This is a genomic window from Streptomyces sp. NPDC047981, assembly GCF_040653315.1.
Taxonomy (GTDB): Bacteria; Actinomycetota; Actinomycetes; order Streptomycetales; family Streptomycetaceae; genus Streptomyces.
The window spans coordinates 1-12,965 of the sequence record NZ_JBEZNQ010000127.1; the positions used below are offsets into that span (position 1 = coordinate 1).

Below are 12,965 nucleotides of genomic sequence, written 5' to 3' on the forward strand. Positions count from 1 at the left end.
GCTCCCGCACCCCCGCCCCGCGCGCTCACCGAGGCCGCGCCGCCCGGCACCGGCTGGGAGGCCGTCGTCCGGGCCAGGGACGCGGGCCAGCCGCGCGCCGGGGCCTATCTGGACGCGTACTTCAGCACCCGGGAGGCCGTGCGCGGCGACCGGGCCGGTGGCGTGGACGCGGGTGTGGAGTGCGGGATCGGGCTGCACGAGGGCCGGGCGGTCGCGTACGCGGCGCAGGACGGTTCCGCGACCCGGCCCGCGGGGTTCAGGACCGCCGCCCGGCTGATCCGGCTCGCGGACCGGCTCGGGATCCCCGTGCTCACCCTGATCGACACCCCGGGCGCCGCCAACGACGCCGAGGCGGAGCGGGCCGGGGCGGGCCCGGCCATCGCGGAGGCGTTCACCGCGGTCGCCGAGGCGCGGGTCCCGGTGACCTCGCTCCTGGTCGGCGAGGGCGGTTCGGGCGGGGCGCTGGCGCTGGCCGCGCCGGACGCCACCTGGACCACGCCCGACGGCTACTTCTCCGTCATCGCGCCCGAACTCGCCTCGGCCATCCTCAAGCGCTCCCCCGACCAGGCCCCGGTCACCGCCGACCAGCTCCGGCTGCGCCCGCAGGACCTGGTGGACCTGGGCGTGGTGCGCGGCATCGTCGGGCGGGACGAGGAACGGCCCGAGGCCCCCTCGGAGTGAGGGGGCCTCGGGCCGCGAATCCGGGCAGGGCCCTGGGCCGGACGAGAGGCCCTGGGTCCGTCGCCCGCGCAGAAGCTGACATTGCCCGGCACGGCGGGAGGCCGTGCCGGGCATCGATGTCCGGCTTTCCGGACGGTGGGGTTACTTCACGCCGAGCGCGCGGATGATCTCCTGCTTCACCGCGCCGCCCCGGTCGTCCGACGCGCCCGCCCGGAGCGAGACGTACGCGGCGCCGCGCGGCACCCGCAGCTCACCGGTCCAGGACGTGCCGTGCCAGGACTTCCGAAGCGTGACCTTCTGCCACGTCCTGCCGTCGTCGTAGCTGACGTCCAGCGTGCCGCCGCCGATCCGGCCGGTGCCGGTCGTCGCGCCCTCGACGTACTCGGCCGAGATCCCGACCTCCACCCGGCCGCCGCCCCTGACATCGCCGTTGAGGTCGGTGTCGACGTCGAAGCCGAGGTTGATCAGCGGGAGGAAGGTCGAGCGGTCGGCGGGGGTCTCCTTGGAGCGGAAGGTCCACTCGGCGTGGCCCTTGGTGGAGAGCCGCCAGCGCGCCGGGTCCAGGGTGGTGTCGGTGACGACCTTGTAGGTCGCCTCCTCCGCCGGTGCGTCCCAGGCGTAGGCGCCGGAGCTCATCCTGCGGTCGACCCGCGTCCCGTTGACGTACACCTCGGTGAACTGGGTCATCGAGTCGTCGCCCCACACGTTGCCGAAGCCGGTGTGGTCCGGGCCCGAGTCGCCCCAGCCGGGGGTGTTGAACTGCAGGTTGTTGCCGGAGCGCTGCTGGCCCCAGCCGAGGCCGGTGCCGAGCCAGGGGTGCCAGACCGGCTTGAACCACTCGCGGTGCGTGGTGGAGTCGCCCCGGTAGGAGAGGGTGCCGGCGCGCTGTTCGAGGGAGTCGCCCAGGTCGACCGACTCGTGCCAGCCCTGGCCGCGCCCGGTGGAGACGTACTCGGTGCGCTCGGCCGGGAAGGCGATGTGCTCCTTGAAGCCGAAGCCGATGGGGAAGGTGTCGGTGATCGAGTAGCGGAACTCGCCGCCTGCCTCCTTGCGGCCGGTGGGCATGTGGAACGTGGAGCGGACGGTGGCGAGTTCGTCCTCTTCGGGCCGGAAGACGAGGTCGGACGGGATCGCGCCGGGGTGCCCCTCGGAGAGGTCGTAGACGTACGGGGTGAAGCGCGTGCCGGTCAGCTCGACCGTCCTCTTGCGCGCGGCGGTCTCGGCGAGCCGCGCTCCGTCGGCCGCGTTGACGGTCGCGACCGCCAGCGGCCTGGTCTCGTACGCCTCCGTGCCGAACCAGGTGTTGAGCCGGCCGGGAGCGTCGTCGGTGACGAAGAGGAAGGCGGCGCCCGCGTCCTGGGCGAGCTGCGCGACGGCGGCCGGGGTGAGCGCCCCGGCGCGGACCAGGACGGCCTTGCCCTTCACGTCCTTGCCGGCGTACTCGGCGGCCGTGCCGGTGCCGACGTCGACGAGCCCGAGCCGCCTGGTGCCCTCCAGCATGGTCGTGCCCGGCTGGACGGTGGCGCCGGAGAGCCGGCGGCCGTCGGCGCTCGCCTCCAGGAGCGGCTTGCCCAGGCGCCAGACGGTCCGGTACTCGAAGGTGCCGGTGGCGGGCTTGCGGGTGGGGGCGGCGAAGATCGAGTCGTACTTCACCGGCAGCTGGACTGCCCCGCCGTAGGAGGCGCCGTTCGCCTCCCGGTCGAACTCCATCAGGAGCTGACGGGTCTCGGTCCGCTGCTCGACCTCGGCGCGGATCTCCTTCAGCTGCCGTCCGTCGAGGGTGATCGCGCGGTCGCGGTCGAGGACGATCTCCGGGTCGGTCAGGAAGCCGAGGCCGAGGGAGTCCTTGCCCTGGGAGCCGCGGACGTCGAGGAAGGAGGAGACGGTGTACGTGCCGGGCCTCAGGCGCAGTTCGAGTGTGCCGGACTCGCCGACGGCGGCCGGGAACGGGTCCTCGCCCGCGGCGAGGCGCTGCACGCCGAGGTGGGCCGGGGTCGGGGCGCCGTCACGGTCCTTGACGTGGACGGTGAGGGTGTAGCGCTCCTCCTCCTTCACCAGGCCGAGCGCGGTGTGCGCGACGGGGGCGCCGGCGGCGGAGGCGACGATCCGGCCGGAGGTCTTGCCGACCGGGGCCTTGGCTCCGTCGCCGGTGACCGTGGTCGACGCGGTGCCGTGGGCGGGGACGGTGAGCGTGCTGTCGGCGAGGGTCGCGGCGCCGTCGGGCATCCCCTCGACGGCGAGGTCCAGCTCGACCGCCGCGTCGGAGTGGTTGGTGTACGTGACGGTCTTCACGACCGGCTTGTTCGCCTCGTACGGCCACGAGAAGAAGCCGAGGTCGGCGGAGCCGGTGGCGGTGACGTCCGCGGTGATCGCGGCGGCCACGTCGACCCGGCCCGCGCCGAGCGCGTACGCGGAGTCGGCGAGCGTCTTCGACGAGGACATCAGGGCGTCCTTGAGCTGCGCGCCGGTCCAGTCGGGGTGCTGCTCGGCGAGGAGCGCGGCGACACCGGCGACGTGCGGGGTCGCCATCGACGTACCGCTCATCGCGGTGTAGAGGCCGGAGCCGGAAACCAGCTGGGAGCGGGCGGCGAGGATGTCGACGCCGGGCGCGGAGAGGTCGGGCTTGAGTGCCTGGTCGCCGAAGCGCGGTCCCTGGCTGGTGAAGTACGCGGGCTGGTCGGTGGAGTCGACGGCGCCGATGGTCAGCGCGGAGTCGGCGGCGCCTGGCGAGCCTATGGAGCCGGGGGCGCCGCTGTTGCCCGCGGCGATGACGAAGAGCGCGCCGGTCTCGGCCGACAGGGCGTCGACGGCCAGGGCCATCGGGTCGGTGCCGTCGCTGGGCTCGCGCGAACCGAGGCTCATCGAGACGATCTTGGCGTCGATGTCCTTGGCGGCCCACTCCATGCCGGCGATGATCTCGGAGTCGCTGCCGTAGCCCTCGTCGCTGAGGACCTTGCCGACGGCGAGGGTCGCGCCGGGCGCGACGCCCTTCTCCGCGTTGGCCTCCGAACCGGCCCCGCTGCCGCCGACGGTGGAGGCGACGTGCGTGCCGTGGCCGTTGCGGTCGGCGACCTCCTCGCCCGCGATGAACGACTTGGACTCGCTCACCCGGTCCTTGAGGTCGGGGTGGCCGAGGTCGGCGCCGGTGTCGAGGACGGCGACCTTCACGCCCTTGCCGGTGAGCCCGGCCTCCCAGGCCTTGGGGGTGCCGATCTGGGCGTTCGACTCGGCCATGGCGGCCTCGACCCGGCCGTCCAGCCAGACCTTGCCGGCGCCGCCCGCCGCCCGGGGGGCGGTCGAGGTGAACGAGCGCCAGAACGCGGCCGGGTCGGTCGCCTCCACCGCCGCGCCGCCGATGCTCGGCAGGGCGCGGACGGTCTCGGTGCCGCGCGGCGCGGCGGCGCGGGCGCCCTTGCCGTGGGTGACGATCAGCGGGAGTTCGTCGGTGATGCCCTGCTCGATGAGGCCGCTGACGTCGAAGAGCCGCTCGTCCAGGACGCCCGAGTCCAGGTAGGGGCGGGCCTCGTCGGGCACGACGGTGACCCGGCCGTTCGCGATCTCGCTGCGTACGGCTCCGGTGGCGCCCTTCGCCCGGTCGACGGTGACGGCCTTCTTCCCGCCGCCGAGTTCGGTGACGGTGACCCGGTCGCCGGTGACGAGCGTGACGGTGGCGCTCCGCGCTGCGGCGTTCGTGAACGTGTCGGGTACGGCGGGCGCGGTGGCCGGCCCGGCGGCGGCGGTCTGCCCCGCGGCGAGCAGCACCAGGGAGATGCCGGCGGCGAGCAGCCCGGCCCTTCCTCCTGCGGAAGGTCTGATCATCGACGTGACTCCTCGACACCCGGGGGAAGGGGTGGCTCCGGGTACCGCGAGGAGTCTGTTCCGGTGGACGGCCGTTGAACACGGCGTGGACTGGCGGCTATGTGCCGTGGCGGCCAACCGCCAGGTCAGGCGGTCGGGTTGAGCGCGTCGTAACGGCGGAAACCCCGCCCGTACAGGGCAAGTGCCCCGATCGCGAGCACACAGGCGATACCGCCCCCGGTGATGGCGACGGCCGGGGAGGTCAGATCGGCGACGGAGCCGGCGAGGAAGTCGCCGAGCCGGGGACCGCCCGCGACGACGACGATGAAGACGCCCTGGAGCCGGCCGCGCATCTCGTCGGGGGCGGCGACCTGCATCATCGTGTTGCGGAAGATCATGGAGACGGTGTCGGAGTACCCGGCGAGCGCCAGCAGGACAAGACCGAGCCAGAGTTCGCGGGTGAGCCCGAAGACGGCGATGGCGGTGCCCCAGCAGGCGACGGCGAGCAGGATCGCCTGGCCGTGGTGGCGGATGCGGCCCTGCCAGCCGCTGAGGACCCCGCCGAGGAGCGCCCCCGCGGCGGGCGCGGCGGCGAGCAGGCCGGTGGTGGTGGCGTCGCCGTCGTACCAGAGGACGGCGACGACGGGGAACAGGGCGCGGGGGTGGGCGAGGATCATCGCGCAGAAGTCCGAGAAGAACGTCATGCGCAGATTGGGCCGGGTGGCGAGGAAGCGCAGCCCGTCGAGGACGGACGCCCTCCCCCAACCTCCGGCCGGGGGTGCCCCCATCGCACCGGTCCGTTCGGGGAGCATGGAGGGCAGCCGCCACATCGCGTAGAGCGCGGCGGAGAAGGCGAAGGCGTCGATGAGGTAGGCGGTCTGGAAGCCGCCGACGCCGACGATGAGCCCGCCGAGGCTCGGGCCGACGAGCGTGCCGAAGGTCATCGTCATCGAGTTGAGCGCGTTGGCGGCGCGCAGCTGCTCGGCGGGGAGCAGGCGCGGGATCATCGAGGTCCTGGCGGGCGAGTTGAGCGCGGCGCAGACCGACTGCAGGGCGACGATCGCGTACAGGAACCAGACGTGGTGGAAGCCGGCGAACGCGGCCGTGGCGAGGGCGGCGGAGAGCACGGCGGAGCCGGTGGCGCTGGCGAGGCCGAGCTTTCGGCGGTCGACGGTGTCGGCGATCGCGCCGCCGTAGAGCCCGAAGACGATGAGCGGCACGAGCGAGAAGAGACCGACGAGCCCGACGGAGAACGGCGAGCGGGTGATCTCGTACACCTGGAGGGAGACCGCGAGCGCGGTCATGCCCTGGCCGACCCAGGAGACGGTGTTGCCGAACCAGAGGCGGCGGTAGTGCGCGGAGGTACGGAGCGGGGTGAGGTCGGCGAAGACGCGGCGGCGGTCGGCCTGGTCGGTGGCGGTCACGCGAGCTCGTACCGGAGCTCGGGACGGGCCCAGTGGATCCGTCCCGCGGGCTCGACGGTGCCGCTGCGGCGGGCTCCGGTCCTGAGGTAGAACTCCTCGGCGGGCGGATGCGCGACGACGCGTACGGACCCGAGCCCGGCGGCCCTGGCCTGCTCCCGCATGTGGTCCATGAGCACCCGCCCGACGCCCCTCCCCTGCGCCTCGTCGGCGACGAAGGCGAGGTCGAGCTCGGCCTCGTCGAGGAGCAGGGCGTAGAACCCGAGGACCCTGCCGTCCCCGTCGACGGCGACGAAGACCGGGTGGTGCTCGATGTAGGCCCCTCCGACGGTGTAGCCGTCGACCATGGCGGCGTAGTCACCCCGGTAGGCGCCGGACTTCCGCACGAGCCGGCTGAGCCGCCGCGAGTCGTCGGCGGTGGCCCGCCGAATGGAGAGGGACATGGGGTGAGTATAGGGGCGGGGGTGGGAACGGGTCCTTACGGATGGCTGGAGCGGGTCCTCACCGAGGGTGGGTGCGGCCCCGGAGGGAGGAGCGGACCTCCCCCGGGATGTCGCCGTACGACGAACAGAGCTTCACGGGACGGGTGCGGCCATGACCGCACGGGCCTGCGCGACGGCTGTCTGCGGTGGTGTGGTCGCGCCTTGGGCGTGGGTGGCGTCGTAGGGCTTGTCGCCGAGGGTTCGGCGGGCCGCGGCCTCCGCCCGGTCCACGTCCGCCCGCTCCGCCGCCGGGAGCGGTGCGCCCGTGGAGGAGCGCAGGGCGGCCGCCGCGCCCAGGAGGAGGGCCGCGGCCTCGGCGCGGCCGGTCAGGGCCGCCGCTCCCGCCAGGCCCTCCAGGGCCAGGGCCACGGCCCGTGGGTCCCCGGTCGTCAGTGCCGTCGCGTACCCCTCCTCGTGGAGGGCGAACGCCCGCGCGCCGTCGCCCCGCAGCTCCGCCACGAAGCCCAGCTCCGCGAGGATCAGCGCGTTGGCGCCGTCGAGCCCGACGAGGCGGTGCCAGTCGAGGACCTCCCGCAGGTGCGCCTCGGCCTCGTCGAGCAGGCCCGCGCGGCGCGCGCCGAGGCCCAGGCCGAGCACCGCGTTGATCTCGCCCGCCCGGAAGCCGACCTCGATCGCCTTCTCCCGGCCCGCCCGGTGGTAGGCGCGGGCCTGCGCCAGGTCGCCCATGAGGAGCGCGGTCCGGCCGAGCCCCGACAGCAGATCGGGCACCTCGGTCGTGATCCCCAGGGCCTCCGCGGTCTCCAGGCCTGCCTGCTTGAGCCGCGCGGCCCGCGCGTACGCGCCGTGCACCTCGGCCACCGTGGCCAGCGGATAGACGGACCAGAGCCCGCCCCACGCGTCGCCCAGCCGCTCGAACAGGGCGGCCGACGCGGTCGCGTCCGACTCCGCCCCGGCCAGGTCGCCCCTGAGGAGCCGCTGCACCGACCGGTCCGCCTGGGCGGCGGCCTCTCCCCACGGGTCGCCGAGGGCCAGGAACCCGTCGAGCGCCTCTCCGGTGAGCGCCTCGCCCTCCCCCTGGTCACCGGTCCCGCACAGCGCGTGGGCCAGGAACCAGCGGGGCCAGGGTGCGGCTCCGCCCGCCACGGCGTCGTGCTCCCCGAGCGCGGTCTCGATCCGCCGCCTGCGGTCCGTGCCGTTGCCGCCCATGACCGAGCAGCCGGTCCGCCAGACCTCGACCCGGGCGCGGAGCAGGGCCTCGCCGCCCGCCGTCCCCAGGGCGGCCGTCGCCGAGCGGACCGCCTCGCCGAGGCGGCCGCGCAGCACCCAGTACCAGGCGAGCGCGTCCACGAGACCGAGGGCCTCCCGCGCCGCTCCGTGCTCGACGGCCCGGTCGAGGGCGGCGCGCAGATTGCCGCTCTCGGCGTCCAGCCGCACCAGCCACTCCCGCTGCCCGTGCCCGCGCAGCTCGGGCTCCGCGGTGCGGGCGAGGCGCGTGTAGTGGGCGAGGTGACGGTCCCGTACGGCGTCGGTCTCACCCACCTCCGCCAGCCGCTCCAGGCAGTACGCCGCGACGGATTCGAGCAGCCGGTAGCGCGGCCCGTCCTTGCCGTCGACGGCGACGACGAGGGAGCGGTCCACCAGCCGCGCGAGCAGGTCGAACACGTCCTCGACCGCGATCTCCTCGCCCCCGCAGACCTCCTCGGCGGCTTCCAGGGTGCACCCCTCCGCGTGGACGGCGAGCCGCCGCAGCACGGTCCGTTCGGGCTCGGGCAGCAGCTCCCAGCTCCAGTCGATGACGGCGCGCAGGGTCTGCTGGCGGGCGGGCGCGCCCCGCTGTCCGGCGCTGAGCAGCCGGAACCGGTCGTCGAGCCGTTCCAGGAGCCGGTGGACGCCGAGGGCGCGGACCCGGGTGGCCGCGAGTTCCAGGGCGAGCGGGATGCCGTCGAGGCGCCGGCAGACGGCCGCCACGGCGGCGCGGCCCTCGACGTCGAGGACGAGCCCGGGCGCGGCCGCCACCGCGCGGGCGGTGAACAGCTCGACGGCGCTGTCGGGGCTGAGCGGCGGTACGGCCCACAGGGTCTCCCCCGCGAGGGCCAGGGGTTCCTGGCTCGTCGTCAGGACGACCAGGCCGGGCGCGGTGCGAAGGAGCAGTTCGGTCAGCGCGGCGGCCTCGTCGATCACGTGCTCGCAGTTGTCGAGGACGAGCAGGAGCCGCTTGCCCCGCAGCACGTCGGCGAGGCGCCGGGCGCCGCCGCGCGGGCGTTCGGGGTCGTGGCCCCAGGCGCCGTCGTCGCGCAGCTCCAGTGCGGCGGCCACGACCTCGGCCAGCTCGCCCCGGGCGCCCGCGAGTTCGACCAGCCACGCGCCGTCGGGGAAGTCCTCCCGCACCTCCCGGGCCGCCTCCACGGCGAGCCGGGTCTTCCCGACGCCGCCGGGTCCGGTGAGCGTCACGAGCCGCCGGGTGGTGAGCAGTCCGCGCACCTCCGCGAGGGCGGCCGCCCGCCCGACGAGCCCGGCGAGCGCCACGGGAACGTTTCCCCGGACCTCGCCGGCCGGGGGCACGTCCGCCATCGGCACGTCCGCCATCGGCACGTCCGCCGTCGGCGCGGCGGACGGCGGCGCGGCTGCCTCGGGGGCCGCCGGATCCGTGCTCAGCGCGGGGTCCTGCCGGAGCATCGCCCGCTGGAGGGCGACCAGTTCGGGGCTCGGGTCGAGGCCCAGGTCCTCGGCGAGGCGCGCGCGGAGGGACTCGTAGCCCGCGAGGGCCTCGCTCTGGCGGCCCGCGCGGTAGAGGGCGCGCAGATGGGCGGCGCGCAGCCGCTCCCGTAGCGGATGCAGCTCGACGAGTTCGGCCAACTCGGCGGCAAGCAGTGCGTGTTCGCCGGTCGCCAGGCGGGCTTCCGCGAGCTCCTCGCGCACGACGAGCCGCGCCTCCTCCAGCCGGTTCGCGGCGGCCCGGGCGAAGGGTTCGTCGGCGAAGTCCGCGAACGCGGGCCCCCGCCACAGCTCCAGTGCCTCGGCGAGGAGCGCGGCCCGTGGCCCAGGGCGCGCCTCGGCCCGCGCGCGTGCGGCCAGAGCGGCGAACCGGTCGGCGTCCAATGCCCCTGCCGGAAGGACCAGTTGATAGCCGGGCGCGCGGGAGGCGACGAGCGCCCGACCGCCGGGCTCGGCCTCCTCCAGGACGCGGCGGAGCTGGGAGACCTTGGCCTGGAGCGCCCGCACCGGGTTGCCGGGCGTTTCGTCGCCCCACAGGTCGTCCACGAGCCGGTGCGTGGCGACGGGCCGGGCGGGGTCGACGAGCAGCGAGGCCAGCAGCGCCCGCACCTTCAGCTCGGGGACCCGGACGGGCCGCCCGTCCTCGGTCCGTACGGCCGTCTCCCCCAGCACCCCGAATCGCATGCCGCCACCGTAACCCCCGGCCCGACCTGGGCCGTAACACCGTCCGAACAGGACCCGAACCGGACCCGGGCCGAACCCGAACCGCCGCCCCGCAGAGTCGTCCTCGTCAGCCGGAAAGGCCCGGCGAACGGCCCGGCGAACGGCCCGAGAAGACGACCCAGAGGAGCACCTCATGTCCACCACCTCCCTCCCCCTCACCGGCAGGACCGCCCTCGTCACCGGCGGCAGCCGGGGCATCGGCCGCGCGATCGCCCTCCGCCTCGCCGCCGACGGCGCCCGCGTCGCCGTCCACTACGCGAGCAACGAGACGGCCGCGAAGGAGACCGTCGCGGCGATCGAGCGGGCCGGCGGCGCCGCCTTCGCCCTGCGGACCGAACTCGGCGTCCCCGGCGACGCCGAGGCCCTCTGGACCGCCTTCGACGCGCACGCCGACGGCGTCGACATCCTGGTCAACAACGCCGGGATCGCGGGCCCCGGCACCATCGACGAGGTCGAGGAGGCCGACTACGACCGGGTGTTCGCGGTCAACGCCAAGGCGCCCTTCTTCATCGTCAAGCACGGCCTGGGCCGGCTCCGCGACGGCGGCCGGATCATCAACATCTCCTCCGGTGTCACCAAGGTCGCGTTCCCCGGCATGACCTCCTACGCGGCCTCCAAGGGCGCCGTCGAGGTGCTGACCCTGACCCTCGCCCAGACCCTCGGCTCCCGGGGCATCACCGTCAACGCGGTCTCCCCCGGCACGATCGAGACCGACATCCACCCGTGGATGGCCGACCCGGCCGCCAAGGCGCACGCCGCGGGATTCTCGGTCTTCGACCGTGTCGGGCAGCCGGGCGACGTGGCCGACGTCGTCGGCTTCCTCGCCTCCGACGACGCCCGCTGGGTGACCGGTCAGAACATCGACGCGAGCGGCGGCTCCGGTCTCGGCCTCTGAACCACCCCCACCCCCCTCGGAAGGCACCGGAAAGTACCGGAAGGAACCCGTCATGGCCCGCCACACCCTGCTCGTCCACGCCCACCCCCGCCGCGACTCGCTCACCGCCCAGGTCGCCGCGCTCGCCCACGACCGGCTGACGGGCGCGGGCGGCACCGTCGACGTACTCGACCTGTACGCCGAGGAGTTCGACCCCGTCCTCGGTCCGGCCGACGAGCCGGACTGGGAGGACCGGGAGAAGCGGTACACCCCCGAGGTGCACGCCCACATGGAGCGCGTCCTGGCCGCCGACGACCTCGTCGTGGTCTTCCCGGTCTGGTGGATGGCGCCGCCGGCCGTCCTGAAGGGCTGGATCGACCGGGTGTGGAACTACGGCTTCGCCTACGGCCGCAGCAAGCCGCGCCTGGCCGCCAAGCGGATGGTGTGGCTGGCGCTGATGGGCAACCCGCGGGAGGAGATCGAGAAGCTGGGCCTGGAATCCGTCGTGGACCTCCAACTGCGCGTCGGGGTCTCCGAGTACTGCGGGATCAGGGACTCCTCGGTGCGGATCGTGTACGGCACCGAGCTGTCCGGCGTACCGAAGGAGCTGCGCCCGGAGCGGGTGCGGGAGCTGCTGGCCGAGGCCGGCGCGGCACTGGACGGAGGACTGTCGCGATGAGCGCGCACACGGACGCGGACACGAGTACGAGTACGAGTACGAGCACGAGCACCGCGGACACCGGCGCCGGGGCGGCGCCCGCACGGGCCGGTGCCCGGCAGTGGCTGGGACTCGCCGTCCTCCTGCTGCCCGTCACGTTGATGACGGCGGACCTCGGGGTGCTGTGGCTGGCCACCCCGTACCTGGCGGCCGATCTGCAGCCCAGCGGCGCCCAGTTGCTGTGGATCACCGACATCTACGGCTTCCTCACCGCCGCCACCCTCGTGGTCATGGGGACGCTCGGCGACCGGCTCGGCAGACGGCGGCTCCTGATGGCGGGCTCGGCGGGCTTCCTGCTCGCCTCGCTGCTCGCCGCGTACGCGCCGAACGCCGGAACGCTGATCGCGGCCCGCGCCCTGCTCGGCGTGGCGGGGGCGGCCGTCCTGCCCTCGACGCTCGCGCTCATCAGCCACATGTTCGCGGACGCCCGGCAGCGGGCCACCGCGATCGCGATGTGGGTCACCGCGCTCTCCGTCGGCCTCGCGATCGGCCCGGTCGTCGGCGGTGTGCTGCTGGCGTCCTGGTGGTGGGGGTCGGTGTTCCTGATCGGGCTGCCGGTCATGCTGGTCGCGCTGGTCACGGCGCCCGTGCTGCTCCCCGAGTACCGCGATCCGCGCCCGGGCCGACTGGACCTGGCGAGCGTGGCGCTCTTCCTGCTCGCGGTGCTGCCGCTGGTGTACGGGGTGAAGTCGCTGGCCGCGCACGGCCCGACGGCCGGGACGGGCGCCGCCTTCGCCGCCGGCGCCGCCTTCACGGCCCTCTTCGTCCGCCGGCAGAACCGTCTCGCCACCCCGCTGCTCGACCTGCGGCTCTTCCGCAGCAGGGCGTTCACCGGAGCGCTGCTCACGCTGCTGCTCGGGATGACCGCGCTCAACGGGGTGGAGTACCTGGTTCCGCAGTACCTCCAGGCGGTCGCGGGGCTCTCTCCGCTCGCGGCCGGGCTGTGGCTGCTGCCGGGGGCGGCGGGGCTGATCGCCGGCTCGCAGCTGACCCCGCCGCTGGCCCGCCGCTTCCGTCCCGCGTACGTGCTGGCCGGCGGGGTGCTGGTGTCGCTGACCGGGTACGCGGCCGTCGCCCTGGGCACCGGGGTGGTCGTGGCCTCCCTGGGTCTTACGGTGATCATGTTCGGGGCCGCCCCGATCAGCGTCCTGGGGACGGCGCTCGCGGTGGGCGCGGCTCCGCCGGAGAAGGCGGGCGCGGCGGCGGCGACCGGCCAGACGGCGTACGACCTGGGCCTGGCCCTGGGGATCGCGGTGACCGGCAGCGTGGCGGCCGCGGTCTACCGCGCGGGCATCCCGTCGGACGCCCCTGCGGCGGCGCGGGAGTCGCTGGGCGCGGCGGGGGCGCTCGGCGACGCGGGGCTCCTGACGGCGGCCCGGGAGTCGTTCACCACGGCGCTCCAGTCGGCGTCGGCGCTGAGCGCGGGCTTCGCCCTGCTGACGGCGGTCCTGGTGCTCGCCCTGCTCCGGGGCGTCCCCCGGATCTCCTCGGACGCGTCCTAGGGCCTGTCCGGTGGATCAGGGCCGGACAGGCCGCGGCGTCTGGTGCGGTGCATCGCAAGGCGCCGGAGCGTCTCGATAGCGGAGCTATCG

At 74.8% G+C, this 12,965-nt stretch carries 8 protein-coding genes; 4 read left to right on the forward strand and 4 right to left on the reverse strand.

Going from position 1 to position 12,965, the window contains the following annotated elements; translation table 11 throughout:
* On the forward strand, window positions 1-681 hold a 681-nt coding region (locus AB0E14_RS37450), incomplete at its 5' end, for a carboxyl transferase domain-containing protein (protein WP_362429241.1).
* A gap of 141 nt (window positions 682-822) precedes the next feature.
* On the opposite strand, the gene AB0E14_RS37455 is transcribed toward AB0E14_RS37450, so the two are convergent.
* The 4 genes from AB0E14_RS37455 to AB0E14_RS37470 form a co-directional block, all read right to left on the reverse strand.
* Window positions 823-4,500 carry a S8 family serine peptidase gene (locus tag AB0E14_RS37455; protein ID WP_362429244.1) on the reverse strand — a complete coding sequence of 1,226 codons (3,678 nt, stop codon included), beginning with the start codon at window positions 4,498-4,500 and terminating at the stop codon, window positions 823-825.
* 125 nt (window positions 4,501-4,625) lie between these two features.
* Entirely contained in the window at window positions 4,626-5,903 is a 1,278-nt protein-coding gene (locus AB0E14_RS37460) for an MFS transporter (RefSeq protein WP_362429247.1), read from the reverse strand.
* On the reverse strand, window positions 5,900-6,343 hold the full coding sequence (locus tag AB0E14_RS37465; RefSeq protein ID WP_362429250.1) for a GNAT family N-acetyltransferase: 444 nt from the start codon (window positions 6,341-6,343) through the stop codon (window positions 5,900-5,902). The genes AB0E14_RS37460 and AB0E14_RS37465 overlap by 4 nt, the downstream gene beginning before the upstream one ends.
* 132 nt (window positions 6,344-6,475) lie before the next feature.
* Window positions 6,476-9,742 (reverse strand): BTAD domain-containing putative transcriptional regulator, encoded by a 3,267-nt coding sequence (locus AB0E14_RS37470; protein WP_362429253.1) that lies wholly within the window; start codon window positions 9,740-9,742, stop codon window positions 6,476-6,478.
* A 172-nt stretch (window positions 9,743-9,914) separates the two neighbouring features.
* Between AB0E14_RS37470 and AB0E14_RS37475 the strand changes: the two genes are divergently transcribed.
* From AB0E14_RS37475 to AB0E14_RS37485, 3 genes are all read left to right on the forward strand, one after another.
* Complete coding sequence (locus tag AB0E14_RS37475; RefSeq protein ID WP_362429256.1) at window positions 9,915-10,676, forward strand: SDR family oxidoreductase; 762 nt, start codon at window positions 9,915-9,917, stop codon at window positions 10,674-10,676.
* Between the two features lie 52 nt (window positions 10,677-10,728).
* Window positions 10,729-11,334 carry an NAD(P)H oxidoreductase gene (locus tag AB0E14_RS37480; protein WP_362429259.1) on the forward strand — a complete coding sequence of 202 codons (606 nt, stop codon included), beginning with the start codon at window positions 10,729-10,731 and terminating at the stop codon, window positions 11,332-11,334.
* 140 nt (window positions 11,335-11,474) lie between these two features.
* A complete protein-coding gene (locus AB0E14_RS37485; RefSeq protein ID WP_362429262.1) occupies window positions 11,475-12,875 on the forward strand; it encodes an MFS transporter in 1,401 nt (466 codons plus the stop codon).
* Window positions 12,876-12,965: the final 90 nt, after the last annotated feature.

Coding starts and splice junctions, on each gene's coding strand:
- AB0E14_RS37455 (WP_362429244.1), bottom strand. CDS start 4,500: ATGATCAGACCTTCCGCAGGAGGAAGGGCCGGGCTGCTCGCCGCCGGC.
- AB0E14_RS37465 (WP_362429250.1), bottom strand. CDS start 6,343: ATGTCCCTCTCCATTCGGCGGGCCACCGCCGACGACTCGCGGCGGCTC.
- AB0E14_RS37470 (WP_362429253.1), bottom strand. CDS start 9,742: ATGCGATTCGGGGTGCTGGGGGAGACGGCCGTACGGACCGAGGACGGG.
- AB0E14_RS37475 (WP_362429256.1), top strand. CDS start 9,915: ATGTCCACCACCTCCCTCCCCCTCACCGGCAGGACCGCCCTCGTCACC.
- AB0E14_RS37480 (WP_362429259.1), top strand. CDS start 10,729: ATGGCCCGCCACACCCTGCTCGTCCACGCCCACCCCCGCCGCGACTCG.
- AB0E14_RS37485 (WP_362429262.1), top strand. CDS start 11,475: ATGACGGCGGACCTCGGGGTGCTGTGGCTGGCCACCCCGTACCTGGCG.